This window comes from Bacteroidales bacterium, assembly GCA_013314715.1.
In the GTDB taxonomy this organism is placed as follows: Bacteria; Bacteroidota; Bacteroidia; order Bacteroidales; family GWA2-32-17; genus Ch61.
In genome coordinates, this window is the sequence record JABUFC010000048.1 from 1 (window position 1) to 22,037 (window position 22,037).

The 22,037-nt window shown below is 36.2% G+C and carries 34 protein-coding genes; 13 read left to right on the plus strand and 21 right to left on the minus strand.

What is annotated here, in order from left to right:
* Positions 1-132: 132 nt before the first annotated feature.
* From HPY79_10350 to HPY79_10385, 8 genes are all read right to left on the minus strand, one after another.
* Positions 133-447: a hypothetical protein gene (locus HPY79_10350; protein ID NSW46200.1), complete on the minus strand. Its 315-nt coding sequence runs from the start codon at positions 445-447 to the stop codon at positions 133-135.
* A 1-nt stretch (position 448) separates the two neighbouring features.
* Positions 449-880: a hypothetical protein gene (locus tag HPY79_10355; protein ID NSW46201.1), complete on the minus strand. Its 432-nt coding sequence runs from the start codon at positions 878-880 to the stop codon at positions 449-451.
* Positions 881-891: 11 nt separating this feature from the next.
* Positions 892-2,079: a DUF2586 domain-containing protein gene (locus HPY79_10360; GenBank protein NSW46202.1), complete on the minus strand. Its 1,188-nt coding sequence runs from the start codon at positions 2,077-2,079 to the stop codon at positions 892-894.
* 5 nt (positions 2,080-2,084) lie between these two features.
* A complete protein-coding gene (locus HPY79_10365) occupies positions 2,085-2,306 on the minus strand; it encodes a hypothetical protein (protein NSW46203.1) in 222 nt (73 codons plus the stop codon).
* A 2-nt stretch (positions 2,307-2,308) separates the two neighbouring features.
* Entirely contained in the window at positions 2,309-2,755 is a 447-nt protein-coding gene (locus tag HPY79_10370; GenBank protein NSW46204.1) for a hypothetical protein, read from the minus strand.
* Positions 2,752-2,964 carry a hypothetical protein gene (locus HPY79_10375; protein ID NSW46205.1) on the minus strand — a complete coding sequence of 71 codons (213 nt, stop codon included), beginning with the start codon at positions 2,962-2,964 and terminating at the stop codon, positions 2,752-2,754. Before HPY79_10375 ends, HPY79_10370 begins: the two co-directional genes overlap by 4 nt.
* Positions 2,965-3,116: 152 nt before the next feature.
* A complete protein-coding gene (locus tag HPY79_10380) occupies positions 3,117-4,142 on the minus strand; it encodes a hypothetical protein (protein NSW46206.1) in 1,026 nt (341 codons plus the stop codon).
* Between the two features lie 18 nt (positions 4,143-4,160).
* On the minus strand, positions 4,161-5,069 hold the full coding sequence (locus tag HPY79_10385; protein NSW46207.1) for an HK97 family phage prohead protease: 909 nt from the start codon (positions 5,067-5,069) through the stop codon (positions 4,161-4,163).
* Positions 5,070-5,229: 160 nt separating this feature from the next.
* Here HPY79_10385 and HPY79_10390 point away from each other — a divergent pair, with 160 nt between their 5' ends.
* The 11 genes from HPY79_10390 to HPY79_10440 all read left to right on the plus strand — a co-directional run bounded on the left by HPY79_10390 (position 5,230) and on the right by HPY79_10440 (position 14,014).
* Positions 5,230-5,670 (plus strand): hypothetical protein, encoded by a 441-nt coding sequence (locus HPY79_10390; protein ID NSW46208.1) that lies wholly within the window; start codon positions 5,230-5,232, stop codon positions 5,668-5,670.
* Positions 5,654-7,156 (plus strand): phage terminase large subunit, encoded by a 1,503-nt coding sequence (gene terL / locus HPY79_10395; protein NSW46209.1) that lies wholly within the window; start codon positions 5,654-5,656, stop codon positions 7,154-7,156. The genes HPY79_10390 and terL overlap by 17 nt, the downstream gene beginning before the upstream one ends.
* 1 nt (position 7,157) lies before the next feature.
* A complete protein-coding gene (locus HPY79_10400) occupies positions 7,158-7,568 on the plus strand; it encodes an N-acetylmuramoyl-L-alanine amidase (GenBank protein ID NSW46210.1) in 411 nt (136 codons plus the stop codon).
* 3 nt (positions 7,569-7,571) lie between these two features.
* Positions 7,572-7,991, plus strand: coding sequence for a DUF1320 family protein (locus HPY79_10405; protein NSW46211.1), 420 nt, complete (start codon positions 7,572-7,574; stop codon positions 7,989-7,991).
* Positions 7,992-7,993: 2 nt separating this feature from the next.
* The gene (locus HPY79_10410; protein NSW46212.1) at positions 7,994-9,190 is read left to right on the plus strand and encodes a DUF935 family protein; all 1,197 of its coding nucleotides are present in this window, start codon (positions 7,994-7,996) and stop codon (positions 9,188-9,190) included.
* A 179-nt stretch (positions 9,191-9,369) separates the two neighbouring features.
* On the plus strand, positions 9,370-10,449 hold the full coding sequence (locus HPY79_10415) for a hypothetical protein (GenBank protein NSW46213.1): 1,080 nt from the start codon (positions 9,370-9,372) through the stop codon (positions 10,447-10,449).
* A gap of 115 nt (positions 10,450-10,564) precedes the next feature.
* Positions 10,565-11,125, plus strand: a complete 561-nt coding sequence (locus tag HPY79_10420) for a phage virion morphogenesis protein (GenBank protein NSW46214.1) — start codon at positions 10,565-10,567, stop codon at positions 11,123-11,125.
* 7 nt (positions 11,126-11,132) lie between these two features.
* Entirely contained in the window at positions 11,133-11,642 is a 510-nt protein-coding gene (locus HPY79_10425; protein ID NSW46215.1) for a hypothetical protein, read from the plus strand.
* Positions 11,629-11,967, plus strand: coding sequence for a BppU family phage baseplate upper protein (locus HPY79_10430; GenBank protein NSW46216.1), 339 nt, complete (start codon positions 11,629-11,631; stop codon positions 11,965-11,967). The genes HPY79_10425 and HPY79_10430 overlap by 14 nt, the downstream gene beginning before the upstream one ends.
* 2 nt (positions 11,968-11,969) lie before the next feature.
* On the plus strand, positions 11,970-12,896 hold the full coding sequence (locus HPY79_10435; GenBank protein ID NSW46217.1) for a hypothetical protein: 927 nt from the start codon (positions 11,970-11,972) through the stop codon (positions 12,894-12,896).
* Between the two features lie 2 nt (positions 12,897-12,898).
* On the plus strand, positions 12,899-14,014 hold the full coding sequence (locus HPY79_10440; protein ID NSW46218.1) for a hypothetical protein: 1,116 nt from the start codon (positions 12,899-12,901) through the stop codon (positions 14,012-14,014).
* A gap of 109 nt (positions 14,015-14,123) precedes the next feature.
* On the opposite strand, the gene HPY79_10445 is transcribed toward HPY79_10440, so the two are convergent.
* From HPY79_10445 to HPY79_10455, 3 genes are read right to left on the minus strand one after another with little or no spacing between them, the layout of a single operon-like run.
* Positions 14,124-14,312 carry a hypothetical protein gene (locus HPY79_10445; protein ID NSW46219.1) on the minus strand — a complete coding sequence of 63 codons (189 nt, stop codon included), beginning with the start codon at positions 14,310-14,312 and terminating at the stop codon, positions 14,124-14,126.
* Complete coding sequence (locus tag HPY79_10450) at positions 14,305-14,709, minus strand: hypothetical protein (protein ID NSW46220.1); 405 nt, start codon at positions 14,707-14,709, stop codon at positions 14,305-14,307. Before HPY79_10450 ends, HPY79_10445 begins: the two co-directional genes overlap by 8 nt.
* A gap of 11 nt (positions 14,710-14,720) precedes the next feature.
* Positions 14,721-15,140 carry a hypothetical protein gene (locus HPY79_10455; GenBank protein ID NSW46221.1) on the minus strand — a complete coding sequence of 140 codons (420 nt, stop codon included), beginning with the start codon at positions 15,138-15,140 and terminating at the stop codon, positions 14,721-14,723.
* Positions 15,141-15,176: 36 nt separating this feature from the next.
* On the opposite strand from HPY79_10455, the gene HPY79_10460 reads away from it, so the two are divergent.
* Entirely contained in the window at positions 15,177-15,623 is a 447-nt protein-coding gene (locus tag HPY79_10460; protein ID NSW46222.1) for a hypothetical protein, read from the plus strand.
* Positions 15,624-15,704: 81 nt separating this feature from the next.
* On the opposite strand, the gene HPY79_10465 is transcribed toward HPY79_10460, so the two are convergent.
* From HPY79_10465 to HPY79_10495, 7 genes are read right to left on the minus strand one after another with little or no spacing between them, the layout of a single operon-like run.
* The gene (locus HPY79_10465; protein NSW46223.1) at positions 15,705-16,334 is read right to left on the minus strand and encodes a DUF3164 family protein; all 630 of its coding nucleotides are present in this window, start codon (positions 16,332-16,334) and stop codon (positions 15,705-15,707) included.
* 7 nt (positions 16,335-16,341) lie between these two features.
* Positions 16,342-16,755 carry a hypothetical protein gene (locus HPY79_10470; protein ID NSW46224.1) on the minus strand — a complete coding sequence of 138 codons (414 nt, stop codon included), beginning with the start codon at positions 16,753-16,755 and terminating at the stop codon, positions 16,342-16,344.
* Complete coding sequence (locus tag HPY79_10475) at positions 16,733-17,134, minus strand: hypothetical protein (protein ID NSW46225.1); 402 nt, start codon at positions 17,132-17,134, stop codon at positions 16,733-16,735. Before HPY79_10475 ends, HPY79_10470 begins: the two co-directional genes overlap by 23 nt.
* The gene (locus HPY79_10480; protein ID NSW46226.1) at positions 17,094-17,726 is read right to left on the minus strand and encodes an ATP-binding protein; all 633 of its coding nucleotides are present in this window, start codon (positions 17,724-17,726) and stop codon (positions 17,094-17,096) included. Before HPY79_10480 ends, HPY79_10475 begins: the two co-directional genes overlap by 41 nt.
* Entirely contained in the window at positions 17,707-17,856 is a 150-nt protein-coding gene (locus HPY79_10485) for a hypothetical protein (GenBank protein NSW46227.1), read from the minus strand. Before HPY79_10485 ends, HPY79_10480 begins: the two co-directional genes overlap by 20 nt.
* Before the next feature lie 3 nt (positions 17,857-17,859).
* A complete protein-coding gene (locus tag HPY79_10490) occupies positions 17,860-18,762 on the minus strand; it encodes an ATP-binding protein (protein ID NSW46228.1) in 903 nt (300 codons plus the stop codon).
* 11 nt (positions 18,763-18,773) lie between these two features.
* Positions 18,774-20,876, minus strand: a complete 2,103-nt coding sequence (locus HPY79_10495; GenBank protein NSW46229.1) for a hypothetical protein — start codon at positions 20,874-20,876, stop codon at positions 18,774-18,776.
* Positions 20,877-20,905: 29 nt separating this feature from the next.
* On the opposite strand from HPY79_10495, the gene HPY79_10500 reads away from it, so the two are divergent.
* Positions 20,906-21,265: a hypothetical protein gene (locus HPY79_10500; protein NSW46230.1), complete on the plus strand. Its 360-nt coding sequence runs from the start codon at positions 20,906-20,908 to the stop codon at positions 21,263-21,265.
* Here HPY79_10500 and HPY79_10505 read toward each other — a convergent pair.
* The 3 genes from HPY79_10505 to HPY79_10515 all read right to left on the minus strand — a co-directional run bounded on the left by HPY79_10505 (position 21,248) and on the right by HPY79_10515 (position 21,958).
* Positions 21,248-21,436: a hypothetical protein gene (locus HPY79_10505; protein NSW46231.1), complete on the minus strand. Its 189-nt coding sequence runs from the start codon at positions 21,434-21,436 to the stop codon at positions 21,248-21,250. The genes HPY79_10500 and HPY79_10505 overlap by 18 nt on opposite strands.
* On the minus strand, positions 21,423-21,584 hold the full coding sequence (locus tag HPY79_10510; protein NSW46232.1) for a hypothetical protein: 162 nt from the start codon (positions 21,582-21,584) through the stop codon (positions 21,423-21,425). Before HPY79_10510 ends, HPY79_10505 begins: the two co-directional genes overlap by 14 nt.
* 161 nt (positions 21,585-21,745) lie before the next feature.
* On the minus strand, positions 21,746-21,958 hold the full coding sequence (locus tag HPY79_10515; GenBank protein ID NSW46233.1) for a hypothetical protein: 213 nt from the start codon (positions 21,956-21,958) through the stop codon (positions 21,746-21,748).
* Positions 21,959-22,037: the final 79 nt, after the last annotated feature.

Consider the following 22,037-nt stretch of genomic DNA (forward strand, 5'->3'; position numbering starts at 1 on the left):
TTGCTTGTGAAAATAGCATGCCAAATTCTTCGTCGCTAAGTGTTTTAGGGTCAACGTAAAAATGAGCCCGAATAAGTGCCATGGCTTTAGGCAGGTAATCGAACTCATCGCCCATATCGAGCGATGAGTCGGTTACAGCTTTTTTATGCTTGCCTCACGAATTTTTATCAAAGAACCTACGGCTTTTATGGCTGCAAGTTTTGCTTCACCATCGGTTTTGATGATTTCATCTCCACCGAGCCAGCAGCTTTCGAGCAATATAGTACCACTTTTTAATGGGTCAGAATCGGCAAATTTTAAAGATGCTGCTAATACATCAAAATCGGGTTTACGAATATAACCTTTGGCAGTATTACCTTCGTCATCAATTACTACTTCAATTTCGTGTACTTCGCCCCAGCGTGCTTGCCATTGCTTTATCTGAGCTTTTAATTTAGCGTCTTCCATATTACATCCATTCTATATGTGATAAAATCAATTCTAATTCAACTTCGATTACCGTATCTCCGGTTTTAATTTCACGCTTATTGCTCGTAAATTCACAATTACGGAGCACATGGGTTACTATTTGGTCTGTATTATCAGCCAAATATGATACGTTAATTTCGAATGGCGGTATATCTTGTATCCTCTTACCGGGACCAAGTACCCGTTGAATGGCATCAATTTCATAATGATGCAATGTGATAGATGCCGATGCTTCGTATTTGCCATAACCTCGACTAACCGGCATATTACCGGCTCCGTAGTTATTAACTTTTTCAATTTTATCATCGTATTTAATGGCAGTAATTCCTGTAACGGTTCTTCCGAGTAAATTCACTCTAACTGAACCCCAACTGTGGCGTATGCCGTTTATTAATGGTATGTTATTGCTCATATTCTGTATAATTAAAATAGATTGTTAAAACCAATAGTTACATTAATTTTTCGCGCAGTTCCGGTTGGAACTATGCTAAATTGAACTTTAAGTTCCGATGTTGCCAATATATTTTGAAAAGGGTCAATAAGAATATCCATCGAACTTATTTCACCATCAGAAATCATTTGTTCTAATGCACGTTTGCCATCATTTTCGAACTGTTTGATAATTTCAGGGCTTATGGTGCCATCGTTCGGATTGATATTAACTGGCATAGCAAGACGCGGCAATAATACCGTACGGATATTTCGTACTGCTTTATGAACCGTGCGATTATTTTCAATGTATGCATAATCGTCGGTTAATGATGTACAGGTAAATGAGTCATTAAAATAAATACCTGCTTTACCGGTATGAGTGCGGAAAAATATATATCCATTATCGTTGGTAGTATTAACAACACCTGCAGCAATATCGCTAAATTTGGTTTTAGCAATAGCCGGTACAGTTAAATTATCGCCCAGAACATTGAATTTTTCAACCCACGCCACACATTCGTTTACGGATGCTTTACTAACAGCACCAAGCAATGTTCCGATGGCAGCATATGAGTTGAAATTTGTATGAGCATTAGCAATAGCAAGATTTTGACCAACCATAACCGCAACGTTGGGGGCATTTAAGTTTCTTAAATTAGTTTGATTTGTCAATGAAAAACCTTTCCCTTCGAGAAGGACTTCAATAGGACGATGATTATTGTATTCATCAACTGCTAACTCCTGTGCTTTTGTAATAGCTGCTTGTGTATCACTAAAATCACTTACAGGGATAGATGGGTTGTAAGCAACTGCAAGCAATCGTATCTTACCTTCGGCTTCGTTTAGTACCTTTTTTGCACCATTGACATTAGTTTTATCAACCATATCGGCATAACTAACCGATTGTGCCGGTACTAAAAGCCATAGTTCGCCACTGGGATTGATACGGAAATACTCTTTAATATGTTCGTATAGCAATATGTTATTGGTGCTATCGTACGAAGCATCGATTTTTAATGCGATGGCGTCATTTAGAGAATTAAGCCGATACACTGTATTTAATTGCACTCCGCCACTAACAGCAACACCATTAGCCACAAGTGCAGATACCATATCATTATTTGGTTCACGACGTCCAAGACCGCCCGATAATTTGGTTATATTAATATCGTTTAGCATACAGATTATTTTTTAGTTTTCTTTTCGGTTTGTTCTTCATCTTTTTCAGATGATATTTCGTTGCGGTGAATAATTTTGTATTCAAGTCCGTTGCGACGTGCATGGTCAATAGCCAATGATTGTGCATTCATAAGAAATACATGACCATCGGATACTAATATGATTTTATCTTCTTGAGGATAAGTTTTAAAAACCTCTTTAATGCGATTTAAATGTTGTTTTTCCATAGCTATTTAAATTTAAATATGATTATTCCGATAATTATAGTACTAATAAAAGTAGTTAATGCTCCTAAAGCAAACCAAAACCACCGGTTACAATGTTGCTTTTCAGTGATGTTTTTATTTTTCTCGTTAAAAGATGACCGGTGATATGTTTTAGTAGTATTTAAATATATTTTATATAACGAATCGCAATAGGCTTCGCAGTTAATATTTCCATTTTTTATAATAAGTTTTGCCGTTGCTTGTCCTTTTGAGTGCATTATAATTGAAGTGTCTTTTATTTGAGATGCAGGAATAGTTGCCGTTACGGTACTCGGTTGTATGTATATAGTATCAATAACGGTCTTCTCAATGTACAAAACAGAATCTTGCATTTTAGAAGAACTTATAACGTTTTGCTTTGTTTTGCAAGATACCGTTATCATGATTAATATGATAAGAATCCATTTCATAGTTGTTTTTTTACCTGTTCTTCTAATCGTTCTAATTTTTCCTTAACTTCTTCGTATAGCATTTTCCATTGTTCCATAACTTGAATCATATTGGCAATTTCGACCGATTCTGCTTGTGCTTTAGCTTGTCTGCGACCGAATATCCATCCGCTTGCTGCTCCTGCAAATGCAGATGCTACGGGTACTATTATTTGCGTCCAATCAATCATAACAAATATTGTCGAAATGTGCTTCTCAATCGTTTATATTGCCTAAAGGTTTTATGTTGCATCCACAACCGGCTTGCGAGGTAGCCTCCGCCAAAGGAGGCTACCGCAATAGCCATATAAATGAACAAAGCAACAATGGATTCGAACATAGCTTAAGAAATAGGAGCGTTATATATAGCTGCTATATATTTATTACGCATAGGCAATGTTAACGCTCTCATTTGGAAACCGATAATATCACCGCGTTCGCCCGGGTCTTTTTGGCTGGCAAACATTTCAAAGTCGCCTTGCGCCTTACATACTTCCGTGCTTAAAAATGCAATTGACGAGATCGTGTCTGTAGATGGTGCCGGTGCGGCTCCAAAGGCTACTTTTTGCCCGTTTGTTTTATTAAATACAGGTGTTTTACTGTATTTAAACACTTTGAATCCAAATAGAGAGAATCCTTGACTTTCTTCCATGAATTGTTTAAACAATGTTTTGTCTTCCATGGCAAGGGTACGTGCATGTTCGGGATGCAATACTAATATACGTCCGGAGTCTGGAGCGTCTAATTTGTCAAATGCCAAAGCAAGTTGTAAGATATTGTCAAGCGTAATCTTTTTAAAATTATTGCCGTCATTGGCTCCACTTGTAGTTAATACAGGTGTGTAAGTTCCATTTGCAGAGGGGGCAAAGGCATGTGCTGCTTTTTGTGCGAACTTATTCAGCAATGCATTTTTATGCCCTAATACAACACTTGCCATCTTGTCATAAGCGGTTTCCATTTCTTCTATATTACGAACAAGCGTATTTTCCGTGTCATAGGTATCAAGTGGCAATGCTAAAGGTACATCCGAACGTTGTGCATAAGGTATAGGATAAGTAGTATTATTAATAAGTACATTTGGGTCAACGCCTGCTTCTGCCAGATTAATAGTATTATTTTCGACAAACATGCTTAAATCCCTCACTACCGATAAAAACGACCAATCAGGATAAAATTTTTCCATGATCTCAGCAAGCCATATTTCTTTATTTAATCCGGCAAGGAGACTTCCTGACAATTCGCCTCTTGGGATAAAGGCAACAGCAATACTTATACCTGATGCCAATAAAGGATTAACATCCACAACCGTTGCAACAAATGATGCTATTACAACATTGAATAATACAGCTAATAATAGTTTAGTTTTCATTTTATGATTTTTTTAAGGTTAAACACGTTTTAAAATTTCTGCATACTTTTCAGGTTCATTGGCTTTCAATTCTAATAAGCCTTTCGGGTCTTTTTTTCGCCAATCGTGGAATGTCCATTTTTCTCGTTCAGGCATATTACCGCTCGATTGAGTATTAATGTGTTCAGTTGGTTTGCTGACAGATAGTTTTTCGATAAACTTTTTAGCCGATTCAAAATCTTTTTCAGCCATAGCTTGTAATTCAACTCGCAGTTCTTCTTTTAACTTACCTTGTTGCACGGCAAGGTCAATCATGCTTTTAATATCGGCAGCAAGACGAGACTTTTCTTTGTTTTCATAATCTTGAACTTTAGTACGTAACTGACTCAGTTCGTTTTGCATTTTTTTTACGGCATCAATAACATGGGTATCGGTTGCATCCGATTGCAATCCCAATAAAGTAATTAATGGTTGGTTCATAATTTCTATGTTTAAATTAAATTTTCGATTCAAAGAGAGTTTAATATCTTCTGCCGATAATAGTACACCATCTGCATCATATAAACGCAATGCATTTTGATTTGATGGTAATGCAGTAAGTGATATTTCTTTTAATATAGATTTTGATAATGTGATAATACTTTTATCACCAATATCTTGTTTGTTAAATTCGAGAGCAATTAATCCAACCGAAGCACCTTTTAATATTCCTTTTTCTACTTTTTTAGCCAATTTAACAGCTTCAGGGTCGTCCATGTCAAAATCTGGTTCGGCAAGCAACTGTTTATTTTCTTTACGTAAATTTTTCCACGTACCAATTAATTTACTGCTATCATGGTCAAATAACATTACCGGATTTCGTGTAAATGCCGATAAATCAATTCCGTCTGTTTTAACAATAAAATCATACGAATTAATGGTTTCGTCGCTTACTATAAAAATACTCATTCTTGGTTTTTTTGCAAATATCAATATTTTTTTATCTTATTCATAATCTATTATTTATAATGTATATTATAAACTATTACTTTAATTAAAATATATATATATTTAATTTACAATTATGTATATAATCAAATAATGGCGAAATTTGTGTAAATCAATTCATATGCCTAAAGACAGTGAAAAACAGATAGCTCGTGAGTTATATCTTAATACCGGCATGACCCAAAAAGAAATTGCCATCAAATTAAGTATCAGTGAACCAACATTATCTAAATGGGTGAATAGTGGCAAATGGGATGAACTTAAAGCGGCAAAAAGTATTACTAAAGAACAACTGCTCAAACAAGCTTACGAACAATTAGCAGCCATTAACAATGCCATTGAAGAACGTGGTGGCGTACCTGACAAACAGCTTTCCGATGCCAAAGGAATATTAGTTAAAGAAATAGCATTGCTGGAGAAGAATCACAGTATTAGCACTGCTGTTTACATCATGGACAGATTTTTAAATTATGTTCTTACACATAACCCATCTGTTGCCAGAGAAGTATCACAGATGCAGTTATCATTTATAGAAATGCTTGCTAATGAAGTTCAGCGATAAAATAGCCATTGAACGTTTTCGTCAGCGGTGCCGGTTGATAGCTCTGGCTACCGAAGGAGTTCCTTTACAGGAAAATAAAGAAGATAAAGAACGACGTATTAAATCGTTACTTAATGATTATAATGCATTTAGCAAATATTACTTTCCACAATGGACATCCGTCGATAACGCTCCGTTTCACTTATATGCTGCACGCAAAATTGCAGCTAATAAAAAACTAATGGCTGTATTCGAATGGGCACGCGGACATGCCAAGAGTACACATTTTGACATTATGATTCCTATGTGGCTAAAAGCACGTGGCGAATTGCACGTAATGGTGCTGGTGGGTAAAAACGAGCAGAATGCCATAACATTATTAAGTGATTTACAAGCTGAGCTCGAAAATAATCAACGCTATATACACGATTTTGGCGAACAGGTATTAACAGGAAACTGGGAAGAGGGACGTTTTGCAACTAAAGATAATTGCGGTTTTTTTGCTCTAGGTCGTGGTCAATCTCCACGTGGACTTCGATATAAACAATATCGCCCCGATTACATTGTGCTGGACGATATTGATGACGATGAACTGGTTCGTAATCCTGCACGAGTAGATAAACTCACAGATTGGGCTTTGCAGGCACTCTATTTTACTATGGACATGGGTAGAGGACGGTTTATTATCGTTGGCAATCGGATTGCCAATCGAAGTGTTTTAGCCAATATAGCCGAAAAAAACAGCGTCTATCATCACAAAGTAAACGCTCTGAATTATGATAGTACACCTTCATGGGCAGCCAAATATTCAATTGCTGAAATTGAAGAAGTAATACAGAAAATTGGCTATCGAGCTGCTCAAAAGGAACTGTTCAATAATCCCATAACCGAAGGGGCGGTATTTAAAAAAGACTGGTTGCGTTTTGCTCCTATTTTGGATTATTATCAATACGATGCTATCATTGGTTATTGCGACCCGAGTTTTAAAAACTCTGCAACCAGCGATTATAAAGCTATTATGATCGTGGGCAAAAAGGCAACACAATATCATATACTTGAATGTTTTGTACGTAAATGTACGGTTAGCGAAATGGTTCGCTGGCTCTATGATTATAACGACAGAATGCCTAACCGGGCAGTTGCTCAATACTACATGGAAGCTAATTTTATACAGGACTTAATATTGAACGAATTCGATGAAGAGGGGAAAGCACGTGGATACCTATTGCCCATTCGTGCCGACCATCGCAAAAAGCCCGATAAGTTTGCCCGTATCGAAGCAATTAGCCCACTATTTGAGCGTGGTTTTGTTATTATTAATGAGGCAATTAAAAACAAACCTGACACACAGGTATTTATTGAACAATTATTGTCGTTTGAAAAAGGTAGCAATCAGCACGATGATGCACCTGATGCACTGGAAGGTGCCGTATGGCTGCTAAATAAATATTGCACACAAAAAGAATATGTACCATTAATTCATCAACGAAACAACAGGAGGTTTTAACATGCGAAATATTAATTACATAGTCGTTCATTGTACGGCAACACCACAGAATACAACCATCGAAAGCATTCAAAAATACTGGCGTGAAGTACTTAAATGGCATGCACCCGGTTATCATTATATCATTAAATCATCGGGCGAATTAGTTCAATTATTGCCTATTGAACAGGTGAGTAATGGCGTGGCAGGATACAACTCTCAATGTATCAATATTGCATATATCGGCGGCGTTGATAACAACGGAAAACCCATCGACAACCGTACTCCTGCACAAAAAGACATGCTTTTAAAACTGCTAAAACAATTAAAACAACAGTTTCCCAAAGCCATTATTCAAGGACATCGTGATTTCCCTGGTGTAAAAAAGGCATGCCCCAGTTTTGATGCCAAAGACGAATACAAAAACATATAAGCTATGATATTCTTAAAACACGATGATTTTAGCGTAACGATTGATGATAATCTGCTTAACCAAATTATCAAAAATCAACCTGCTTTGCTCGATAGCATTGAACTGATGGCTATTGCCGAGATGCAATCATATATTGCAAGTCGTTTCGATGTCGCTAATATCTTTAGTAAACAAGGCAATCAACGTAATCAGCTTATTGTTTTGTATTTAATCGATATGATATTATATCATCTTCATGCTCGTGTATCGCCACGAAATATAAGCCAATTACGTGTAGATAGATATAATCAAGCTATTGAATGGCTAAAAATGGCTTCCACCGGAATTATTCAACCTGATTTGCCATTAAAAGCAGACACACAAGGAAATGCCGATGATAGATTAAAATGGGGCAGTAATACTAAACTTAATCAACGATATTAGTTATGGGAATTTTCGATTTTTTAAAATCCAAAAAAGAAGCAGAAGTTCAACTTCGCAATCAGCCTAAAGCACTGCCTTCAACGGTCGTTATTCAGAATATTAAAGCTCGTGCTCAAAAAGACATAAAAGACTGGCGAAATGCACTTAATATGGCTGAAAAAAGCGACAATCCTCGCCGTTACATGCTTATAGATATATACAGAGAAATTATGCTTGATACCCATTTATCAGCTCAAATTGATTTGCGTAAAAACAGAGTTCTTGGTGCATCATTTCAGGTTTATGATAATAATAATAAACCAAATACTGACATAACTTGGATGCTTAAACAACCTGCCATACAAGACATTATATCATATATGCTCGATGCTCTGTTTTATGGACATAGTCTTATTCAGATTGACGAAGTTATTCCAAATCAAATCAATAAAGTTAGCTTAGTTCCTCGTCAACATATCGTTCCCGAATTAGGATTATTGCTTAAAAACCCGAACGACAGTAATGGTATCAATTATCGCATCTATAAAGATTTTCAAAATTATATTATAGAAAGCCCTAATAATACAGATTTGGGGTTATTGGCAAAAGTTGTTCCTTATGTATTATATAAGCGTTTTGCATTTGCAGCATGGAGCGAATTTGCCGAACTGTTCGGAAATCCTATCAGAGTTGCCAAGACCAATGTTAGAGATACAACTATGACCAATCGCCTGTATAATATGATGAAGGATATGGGCTCACTCTTTTTTGCCGTCATCGACAAAGATGAAGATATAAACTTTATCGAAACTACTCGAAGCAATGGTGAAGTATTTCAATCGTTGATTGAACTATGCAATAATGAAATCAGTAAACTTATCAATGGTGCCGTTGTTGGTGAGAATAATACTGAAGGAAGCCGCGCCAAAGAACAGGTAGGATATACCATTTCGCAAGACATAACCAATGCCGACAAACATTACATTGAACAATGCATGAATAAGATTGTATTCCCTATACTTATATATCATGGTTATCCGTTGCAAAATTATACATTTGCTTATGATGAGCAAATTGATATGGATAAACTATGGAATAATACGTATCAGGCTTTGCAATATTATAATATAGATACTGAATGGATTAAAGAACGATTTGGCATACCGGTATTAGAAAGATTACAAAATCAATCATTATCCGATAGCCGTTTTTTCGACTAACCCCCGAGCCCATAAAGCTCGGGGCAAGCATCCAATACTATGACTGCCCTATTCATGGCAATAATTTACAACTTGCCTTAGATAAAGATACTTATAACGTTAAATTTGGCATTGATGACGATACATTTAAACGCATTTTAAATAATATTCAAAAAAACGATAAACTTATTGATAAAGATTTGTTTGAATATACCTATAAAAACCTTGATAATGCACTTAACCGTATTTATCCTAATGTAAAGCCTGATACTAATGCTCTATACGAAAATCTTCGCCGAAATCTGATACAAACATCGGCATATAAAAGCTATTGGCAAACACAACAATTAAACGATTCATTGAGCGGTAAAATGGATAAAAAACCGGAACAAATCAACAACGATTTTAATGTTAACTACATGCGAACCGAATACGTACATACCGTTCGTTCGGCTCGTATGGCACAACGATGGACAGAGTTCGAAGCCAATAAACATGTTTATCCATATTTGGAATATATGCCAAGCACTGCCGCAGAACCACGCATGGAACATCAAAAATTTTATGGCATTATTAAACCGGTTGACGATCCGTTTTGGGACACATGGCTTCCGCCCAACGGATGGGGTTGTAAATGCTCTGTAAGACCTGTGCGTAATAATAACGATGCTAAACCATTGCCCGCCGATATGCCTCCCATGCCACCCAAAGCCATGCAACACAACCCGGCAAAAACCGGCGAAATATTCAGCAACGAAACATCCTACTTTAAAAAAGTAAAAACGGAACTGCCACAACCAAAACAACAAGCCGTACGTGAAGCGTTTGAACTACTGAAAGAAACCATCCCATACGAACTTGCATACCAAAGCAAAGGGAAAGTGTATACGCATATTTTTAAAGAAGAACCCGAAAAATATAACGAAAACCTCGAAACAGCCAAATTATTAGCCGATAATTTTGATATGGAAATTAAAATAAGACCTTTGATCAATGCTGATAATTATAAAAATCCGGATTTTATAATTAATGGGTTATTTGCAGATCAAGCAATATATGGAAAAAGCAAAAACTTCTATAATTTTATTACTAATTCTTTTAAAGATAAATTTTCAAAAAAAAGAAATGGACAATTAAATAAAACAGGCGGTTATTTAATATTAAGTTTTTCACAAAAAATAGTGATAGATATAAAATACATTAAAAATAAGTTAAACTTTTATAAAGATAAATGTTTTAAAGTTTTTATTATAAATGGCAATGAAATATTTACTTTATAAAAAAAACCGGTTTTGGTCCCTACCGGCAAAGGGGTGGAGGTTAGAATATTTCACCGCCCTCCGATACAAATATACGCATATTTTTTTAAATAGTTGCAATAGTTGAAAAAAAATCATGGAAGGATTAGACCATATCATAAAGAAAGTCACAAGACTAAAACGCTACCTTGAAAAGGACGCCCCTGTAATTATGGGGACAGAAGCCGTTAAGCATTTTCAACAATCGTTTTACGATGAAGGTTTTACTGATAGTTACCTAAACAAATGGAAACCATCAAAACGCAAGGATAGTAGCAGCCAATGGTATGGTTTTTTATATCGTGCCACCACTCCACTACCTAATAATCACCCACGACGCAAAGGCAGTAAGAAAAAATACAAACCACGCAAATCTAATCCAATTACTAATTTTAGTCGTGCCGCTACCAACCGGAAAACATTAACCGGCTATACCGGCGATCTGAAAGATAGTATCAAGTTTAAAAAAACAATACATGGCGTGGTGGTTTATTCCGATTTACCTTATGCAAAAATGCATAACGAAGGAGGATATGTTAATGTTTTTGGCAAAAAACGAATACGATTACCTAAACGTCAATTTATAGGAAAATCGGCTAAACTCGAAAATAAATTACGCTATATGATAATGAAAGATATTCGTAACCTTTTAAAATAACAAAAATATGATAGCTACATATTATCAATTATTAGTAGAAAGAATAAAAAATAACGTCCCTGAGATTGCAACGGTTGAACTATATACCAATCAATACAATCACACAGAAGAAGAACGTCCCATTATAACACCGGCTGTATATATCGAATTTGGCAATATCAGTTGGCACGATACCGGCATTAACACGCAGGAAGGAATACTTACTGTTAACATACATTTCGTTATACCGCATTTACTGCCATCCGATTCAATCGATTTTAACGAGTATAATATTCAGGTGCTCGAACTGTTACAAAAATTACACTTAGCATTGCAAGGTTATCAGATGATTGATAATAACCGGTATGCACATTCAACAAAATTAACACGCATAAGCACACAACACGATACCAATAGCGATGGACTTCAAATATGGATAAATACTTATCAATGCACTATTATAGACAATAGCAGCAATGCCGATGCTAATCATCAACCGTTTAATATTCAAAATTTAACTATATATGGAAACGTATAATTTTAAGCCACATGTAAAAGGCGATACATTTAAAGGTTGTCGGTTTACGGTTAATGTAAATAATGCGCCATTGAATTTAACAGGGTGTCAGATACGAATGCATCTACGTACAAATCCGCTGCATGATTCGAAATACGAATTGTCAACTATAAATGGCAAGATAGTAATTATCGATACTATAAATGGCATATTCGAGATACCCGAACAAATTATCGATATCCCGGCAGGAAATTATTATTATGATATCGAAATTACCTTCCCCGATGGCAAGGTAAAAACATATATAAACGGACGTTTTGAAATTGTACAGGATATAACTTATTGATTATGGAACAGGTAACGATAAACATAACCGAACAAAAAGACCAAGTAACCATACAGGTTAGCGAAGGTGTAAATCAGCAGGATGTATTAAACACACCTTTATCGGGATTATCGCCCGAACCGCAGCGTGTTTTGCCTTCGGCTTTAGATAGCATTTTAACGGCATTTAAAAAGGTTTTAAAATACCTGAGCGATTTAGGAACGGCTGCTTTTCGCAGTGAAACCGATTTTGAACCTGCAGGTACCATGCAACAGCATATAAGCACCATGCCACACTATTCGCACTTGAGCCAACTGCAACAAGATAGCAATTATCGCACCGTTAGCGATGCCGAAAAAACTTCCTGGAATAATAACATTCATTTTAAAGGCATATATCCAAGCGTAAATGCACTTGAACAGGCACATCCAATAGCAAACGAAGGCGACTATGCATTTGTTGATTACGGTTCGGGAGATGATGCCAAAATGTATATCTGGGATAGTAGCGACCATCAATGGATACTTGGTTCAGCACCGCAAGCACCGGAAGTTGACCCGGTATTTACACAGTGGCTACAAACCAATCCATTGCAACATACGCATCAAACCTTTGCCGAAAAAGGAATCAGTTTTAACGGCATGGAAAATCTTATCCCTGTAAATACCGAGGGCTCATTTATTGCTCCGGTTAGCGGCACTGTACGTTGGATTATACATACCATTGATAATTCCCAAGCAACTTGCACAGTGGATGTGTATAAAAATGGCACCAGCATGCCTGGCAATGGCACTAAACCATCGCTCAATAACCAGACAAAAAATAGTGGTACAAGTCAGAACTGGAGTATTAGCAATGTTGTACAAGGCGATACTGTTACCATTCGTATTATTAGCAATATTAACGCTACGAATCTTAATGTAAGTATATTAATTGATAATAGTATATAATTATGGGCTTAAAAACTTATATCGGTGGACCGTCTAATGTTCCGAATTCGTACCTTGAATTAGCAGTTCCAGTAGCAGGCGATGATGTATATGTTCCTGCAAATGCTGGTAATTGCGTTATAGCTGCAGACCTACCATCGAGTGGACAGCTGCGAAGTTTCATTGTAGATAATGGATATACTGGAACGATAGATTTTGGAAACTTTAAAGTATATGCAGGACAGGGAAACCTTACCGGGACTATCTTTGACAGTGGAACAAGTGCTAACTATCAATGTGGAACTGGTGGTGTACAATTATACAGCACGTCATCAACTACATCAGGCGTTAATATTGTAAAGGCTAACAATGCCAACATGGCTAATGTAAACGTTTATCTTAATAGTAACGGATTAGGGCGTTATATGGACTTTCAATCAGATTTCTATTGTAATTTATTAAAGATAATTGCAAACTCTATATATCTATCCAATAGAACATATATGCTAAGTATATACAGAGGTTTTGAGGATTCATTAATTAACAATAACACAAATATTGCGTTGAATATCAATACTAATAACGTTATATTCATTGGTGGCAACATCAATTCCTTTAATACACTTCAAGTATATGGGGCAGTATATATAGGTGGCATAATAACATTACTACATGATTTCCAATTATCTATTTCTAATGCGACTAATCCTACATATTCAGGATTATATTATAACACTAACGGTAGTATCAATTGTAATGGTTATAATGTCATATATTATGTTACTGGCTTTAATTATAATCATAATATATACATAGATAAGGCAATAGATAAATTAATTATCGTCAATACGAGTAATTATACTTCAACATTAAGAATTTTAAATGATATTACAGTTAATAATTACTTCAGCATTGTTGAAACACCACGTCCACGCTCTCCATTCAATGCCGTTAGAAGTGCCACTAATGGAACTAAGGTTAATATAACGCTTGGGAATAATTGTAAGTACTTGATTGCATGGTCATTATTATATGACCTATCATTCAACAAGCCTGTAACGGCTTTCAAATCAAGTGTTAATAATTGCGACAATATAAATGTAGTTGATTATCCACAAACAATTATAAGTGTAAAATAAAAAGAGCTGCCTAAAAGGCAGCTCTCAAATTGCGATGACCATCGTTATAGCATTTAACCGGTCTTATAACTATTAGCTGTACATCACTAAATCAGTAACCGGCTCGCAATTATTTATAAATTCCGTGCCTGCATATTATGTGCTCTATAGTTTTAGGCGACAGATAAAAGCGTTCGGCAACTTTTTCTACAATTGCAGAATATTTCCATTGCGGATATTTTTTTTGCAGTTCGTTAAAATATTTTTCAACGTCTTTATTACGTTTTTTTAATCGTTCAGGATTTTTTAGTTTACTCATAGCTGTTCAATTTAAAAGGAACTATTTTATATTTTAGCACCGAAATTATTTTAATAAGTTCTTCTTTAGTATAATCATTTAGATACTTACCCCAATAGTTTTTTACATCTTCTTGAATTCTTATCATATCAGCCTTCCCTTCTATATTATAACCTATCGTTCTATAGAGAGATATAATTGTTTTTCGTAGTTTATCGCATTGAATCGATTCTTTTTTTTGCTCGTACAGTTCTTCTAATTTCTTGATTAATTGCGTACACTCATCTATGGTCATTTCGCTCGAATGTTCGGTTCTACCATGAGTATATTGCAAAATAAGTTCATTTTTTAATGAAGCAATACCGGTTATATATAATAACTTATATAATTTCTTGTTTTGAGATAATGTACGTTTCATATCTTATGATCTTAGTATTGGTCTTCCCAGCGACGATTACGCAAATACGTTTCGGGATATGCCTGCGCTATACCCGTACGCTCGAGATAACTCTTATATGCTTTAATACGCCGTAAACAAGTTGTTTTGTCTGCATCTGATAATGCATTCCATAATTTTTCGGTTTTTGTTTTGTTGCCTACTTTATAGGAGTATACATTCCAAAATCTGTCAAAACTTAAATCTTCGGCTATTTCAGCAACTTTCATTTTAAAATGAGAAGTTAGCAATAACATATTATCATATGTTATAATATCATTGACCTGAAGCAAACGGCGTACTCTATCATACGTTACATCACAATGAAACTCGAGAGCATACAATACACCGCTCTCGTCGTATGCTACTTCGAGCTTTAATCCTTTATCGTTGGTTATTAAATATTTGCCCATATTTCTTATTTTTTTTAACTTTGCAAAACAATTGTTATGAAATTTCTTAATAAACTCTTATTATTTGTAAGACTTCTAAACGATTCAGTGCTTATTATCAGCAGCATAGTTTTTATTATTGGCATCGTTACCGGATTATTTATGTACACAATTACACTATTCATATGGCAACTTATATTATTTATACTGGCACCATGGATTATATATTGGATATTGCTTAAAATTCATAGCATTAGCAAGAGAAAGTTTACCAGAGGCGATGCCGTTAAAATGATTGCTGATAATCGTAAATTTATTGTTATTCGGTATCACTTTTGGTTGCCTATGGTCGCTATTTGTAAATGGGAAAATCACGACACCGTTTTTGCCGTACATGAAAAGTTTTTGCAACCATATCAAGAAGCACATACCCAACCTTTTGATTTTAATATCTCTAAATTTATTGATATAAATGGACGTCCGGGTCGTATTAAACGCCTTTAGTATCATCATTTTCATATATTTTCAGAACAAACCTGAACCAAATAAGTATAAAAATAATTAATAACAAGACGGGAACTTCTATCATAACGCACTAAAGTTTAATTCAACAGCATTCCATTTACCTTGTTCATCTTTTACATACAAACGAAAATACGTTTTACTCGACGGCTTGCGAATACTTTCCTCGAGCAAATCAATAGCACGCAAAAATTTATCGTTCTTTATCTTACTGCGATAGCGAATAAGGTTCAAAACCTTTTTTGTATCTAATCGGCCATTGCGTGTGCTGAATGCATCGAGAATTAATTGTTTAATAACATCGTCTTGTGTTTGCACGTTTTCTTGCAAGAACTCTTCCAGTAACTGGCGTGCCGATTGAATTCCCAATTCGTCGAATTCAATACGTTCGTTTACATTAACTTCAATTTTAACCGTGCGATTGAAGTTATAAAAAGTAAAGTTGCCTTTTGATACCTTGCCGTCGATGTTCTTTTCTTTAACGTACGTCTGATATACTTCATCGCACCACTGTTGTATATCGTTTTTAAATTTCTTTAAAAGCTCGTTAATCTCAACCGAACGCTTGTAAATACGTTCGCTGTTTTTTTCCATAAGTTTTTCGGTGGCAGTTAAACGTCTGGTTTGTACCATATTGCCACTCTCATCAGTCCAAAATTTTTCTGATACTTTTTGAAATTTTACTGTTTCCATATTATTTTTATTTTAAAGTTATTAATACTTTACATAATTGAATACAATCATTGATTTGACGGCAAATAAGCGGATATACATCCATTAAATCTTTAATGTTTTTTGTGCCATATATTACCGTTGCATGATTGCGTTTAAAATATCTTGCAACTTTGGTTGTCGTTAATTTGTATTCTTCAATAGCTATATACATACATATCTGACGAGGGAAAGCGATGTGACTGTAACGAGAACTACTGCGTAAATCTTTAACAGAAACTTTGAAATAATCGGCAATAATTTTTGTGATGCTATCCATTACAATAAAGTCATACGACTTATATTCTTCGGATATGGCAATGTGAATATCCTTTTGAAGTATTTTTTCAATTGCTTGTTTTGCTGTATTTAGTATTTCATTAACTTGTTCGTTGGGTAGCATAACGTTTAGTATTTAAGGTTAATACAATGTTTTTCAACAAATAATCAGGCAAAGGATAGAACATAAGCCTGTGATAGTCGATATAAGCATTTTTTGATTTTAGCTCAAGTCTTAATTCTGCTTCCTTAATATATTTTTCGTCATTATCGTTCCATCTGAATAACCACCATATCCAAAATGTTTTAGAATGGGTTAATACATCGATTAATTCGATGCTAAAATCATCGAGGTTACCATCTTTATCGGCAAAGTAAGTACGTAAGTATTCGTGACCAAGTTGCTCGATTATCTCGCTATATTGCAGCTCATTTATTTGCAATATTCGCATGATGATGTATTTATTCGACAATATCCGGCTGCGGTTCATAGTTTTCTTCATTTACTTTGTTTAAATAGTATTTAGCATATCCTTCCGGCCATATAATGAGTTCGCCTCCGGGATTATAACGTCCGTTACTAATGGCTTTAAAGCCTTCGACATATAATTTCAGGTCAGCATCGAATTTCAGTCGCAAAGCTGTTCTGCCGATAGGTTGCTTCTTGTCGGCTTGCGAAATTACGATGAGTAAACGATGACCCAATTTTTGACGCAGTTTTTGCCAGGCTATATAATGAGCATTACTTGCCTGCACGCTATCTATAATTACCACCTTATATCGGCGATGTAATTGCATCAGTTCTTCAATAGGCAAGGTATCGAATACTATCTTACCGGTTACTTTGTTGTTAATCAAATGCTGCTGCAGCGTCGATTTCATCCCTTCTTCGAGCGAATTAAAAAACACCTGGTATTTTTGCGACAGTTCGTTGGCAAGTTGCATAACAAAGCTTGTTTTACCGTTGCCGGAGTTGCCCCATATAAACCACAAACCGAAGTCTTCGGGATTTCCAAACGCTTCTTGCCAGCGTTCGCTCCACTCTATATGCGTATATTTACGCCTTAGTATATCTTTAACGCTTTTTGCTCCCATATACTTGCATTTTTCTGCGTGGCAATTGACCGTATTTTAACCATTTAAATATTGTATAAATGGCATTCCAAAATGATATAATTACAATACCCGGTAAGGTTACTATTCGATATATTATAACTGTTATCATACATTAAGATTTTTGAGTTAATAATAAAAGACTTTCGGCACGACGTAGCCCGCCAATTTCGCCATTACTATCGGTAGCAAGGCAACGTTTAGTTAATTCGGCAATAGATTTTTCGTCTTTTGTATTAGCTGCCAATACATCTTGTATCAATTTTTGATAGAATAAGTAACGTTCTTGACGGTCGTTGGGCGTTATTTTTAAAAATCTATCGCTATAACGGCTAAATATTTCACGAAACCCGACTTTCTTATTGTTGATGCCACGTTCTATTTTAGCTCGTAAGCCTTCGGCTCCCATCATATACCAACCGCAATAACTTTCGGTGGCATTCCATAATTCTTTGAGCTCTAAAAAAGCAGTATATTCCAAATCACCAGCCTCATCTAATATGATAACCGGCTTTTCAAACACTTTTAAAGCATATTTAATGTTGCTTTTAACGTGTATGTACTTATCCTTATCGTCAACCCCAATGGTGCGGGCTAAACCTCGTATAAACGCCTGTTTGCTCTTATATTGCGAACAATCAACATAAAAACAGTTCTTTATGTGTTTTGCCATCTGTTTTGCCGTAAATGTTTTACCAATAGCACAATCATCAACCAGTATCATGGCTTTGCCGTGCTCTTTGCAGAACATTATATCCTGCGATATTGCCTGAAATACAACCGTTTTGGCTACGTTCCATTTGCGTTCATTAGGGCTTATATCAAGCCTGCGTGCAATATCTATCCATTGGGCATCTCGCAATAAACCATCTACCGGCTTACCATTTTTTAACTGGCTGAATACGGCATTGTTTATGCCATACTGACGAGCAAATGCCATATCGCTGCCATCGTAATTCTTGCGTACCTCTAACAAGGCCGCTACTACTTTCTGTTTAAAATTGTTGCTTAGTTCCATATATTTAAGATTTATAAACGGTCTATTGTGTTTATTTTAAAATCAACTTGTTCGGGCATAACTATCCATTCATCGTCATTGTTGGTATTGATGGGTTCAATGCCATTACCGGTTCGTATCATGTCTTCCAATTCTACTTTTTTGCTAATGGTAAAGCGAATTTTCCGTGGTTCTGCTTCTTGCTTATGCTCAATGATTTCTACTTTGTTTATCTGTTTGGATGCATTGCGAATAAATCCTTCTACCGTATTTCGATAGCGTGCCATCAATTCTATGTTTATTTTATCTTGCTCGGTTTGTTCGAGTTTGGCACGCTGATAACGAAGCTCATCGAGTGCTTCGCAAATAAACCTGCCTTCACTATCATAAATGTATGCCTTGATTATATTACCTTTATTATCATCGAGCCATTTTACAACTACTTCCTTACCTTCTATTTCTTTAAGTACACCAATAAGTTTATCGCCAAGCAGTAAATTGCCGGTTCCATCGCCAAGCACCCGATGAGCATTTTGCAAACGTACTCGTGCCAGCTTGCAGCTTGTTTTTGTTTCGTAACCAACGGCACGCAGTACGCTGTACCAATTTATTGGTTGCAATTCTGGATGCTGATGTTCGACAAATACTTCCCAGCGTGTTTTATCGGGATATGTTTTTTGGTCGGGATGCAACGAATTGTTCCATTGCTCAATGGCTTTTAGAACTATTTCTACAATTTCTTCCTTTGTTTTGTACTCCATTTTATCGTCGTTGCCTCCCTGATAGCGTTCGGCTCGGGCATGCGGACGATATATAGCCCCCTCTTCTTTGTACAAATATGCCTGCTTAAATTCACCTATCAGGCGTTCGATTCGCTTTTGTCGAGCATCGTTGGCAATGATATGTATATCGTTGAACAATACTCCGGGCTTTAATACTGTTTCTTTCAGTGTGCTATTCAGATTACTTTCGGCTTCGATGCCATAAGGCAGCGGAACACCCCATTCGGCATACTGACGTACCAGATTGCGATAAAACTCCACTATCAAACCCTCTTTATTAGTTCCATATACCCACGATGTAATGGCACCACTTGCCACATCGGCTGCAATGTAAAACCACATACGATTGCCCATGCCTTCGGCATACTTAAACGGCGGCTGAAAATCATCCACCGATATTAAACTGCCGGCATATTTTGGTGTTTCCATACGTGCGTGCGGGATATACTGACCCATGTATAACTGACGATTGCGACTGCGTTTCATGTATGCCGGTGCCCGAAATTCCCAGCGTTCCATCCAGCGGTATATGGTGCGCTCGCTGATAACATGAAATTCCGACGCCAATCGGTCGTATAATTCACCGGTTTGCATGTTAACTACATCAAGTTTGCCCTCGAGAAAATCGGTGTATTTCTGATAAACCTCAATATGTGTTGGCTTGTACGGGCGACCTGCAAATATATCGCTCCATAATTGCAGCATTTGCGGTGTTACTACCTGAGCATTGTTGTTCAATAATCGCTTATCTATTAATGCTTCGTAGCCACGCTTTATATAGTTTGTTACTTTTTGTTGGAACTTACGCACATTTTGCGGCAAGGTATGACGGCATCCGTATTTGCGTTGCAGTATGATGTTGTAATCGGTAGTATCTTTGCATAAATCTGCCCAAAGGTTGCGTTTGGCATTGCCCAGCCGGGCGGTCATCTCTTCGCGGTATTGCTTCATCTTTATGGCAGCATTCAATACGCTGGCATTGATGGTGTAGCGTTCTACATGCTCCTTACTAATGCGGCGTTCGCTTTGCGTATCTTCGTCCCATAGAGTAAACTCTTCGTAAAACTTGCGAGCCTCGTTGTCCCATTCAAATACATCATCAAACGGATGATAATAATCGCCATACGTGCCATACGTGCCATATACCTCTATCACTTTTTCCTGCCACTTGCGGGGCAAGGCTATAAACTCCATTATACTCTGCCTGCCATTACCGCCGGGTATGGTGATAAGACCGAGCGAACGGGCTTTTTCTCTATATTTTTTCCACAAACGCAAACTCATCCCCAACCCTGCCATTGTCTGGTAGCTGATGCACAATTTATTTTTTATGACAATGTATGGCGAATTCATAATTATGCTATCTTTGAATAAAAAACGTTATGAAGCGAATTAAACTTTATTGGATAGAAACTACCATAAGCCTTATAAGCATTATTACAAGCATTATTGGATTTATGAATAACTGGGGCAATGTATGTATGCCCGTTTCGTTGTTTATAGTAGTTTTGTTGTTGTGTGCTGCTGGAGGCTGGCTGCTGGCATACAGGCAATTTAAACTTAGCCGAAAAAACGATATAGACCATTTTTATAAGCCCGGCATGCGTGTTAAGATTATGGCAACCAATACCATTGTGCGGGTTATCGGACCGCATCCGTTTAAACGCAACTGCCTTATATGCCAAACTGCCGATGGAAACGAAGTTGTTTGTCATGCTCACGAATTAATGCTTATTATTTAACCATACGTACCACCACAATAGCCCTATGCCAATAAACATGGCTACCAGCAAAAGCATTAGAAATATTCCGGCCGGCATAGATATCTGATATTGGCTAAGCTGTATAATAACAAGCGTTAGCATTACTATTATTACAATACGCAACGGACGTGGGCGGTTAAATTTTCTCATAGTTTTTTGTATTTATTATGGGCGATATTATAAGTCCGATAATAACTCCTGCTACGGCAGCACTATACCATGGCACATTATCCCATGCCTGCGACCATAGTACAACTAATACAACAGTAACGACAACTACTAATAGTTTGTGTTTCATAATGCAAAGGCTTTAATAATGGTAATAATTACGATAATAATCACTTCTACTATAGATATCCATAAGTAAATTTTGCTTTTGCGTGTTTCTATGTCAGCATTATTTTCTTTCATACATTTGCAATCATATGGATAAATAAATCGCTCATAGATAACGACACTTTATTTAAAGTTAAACTTACCATGCAAGGGAATGCTTACATTTATAATTGTATCACTTTTTGGCTTGTATTGCTCGGTACTATTATTGGTATTATTAATTTGCTTGTGTAAACATTCTTTTATTAAGTTCAAAATATTTAAAATCAATATTAATGTCAAAACGGCAAGCATCCATTTATTTATTTGTCTGTTATATATAAGTTTTTGTTTCATACCTTATTTTTTTTAAAAATGCCGGTCTTTCCCGGCTGCCAGACAAACATTTCGCATCATATTTAAACCACTCCATGCG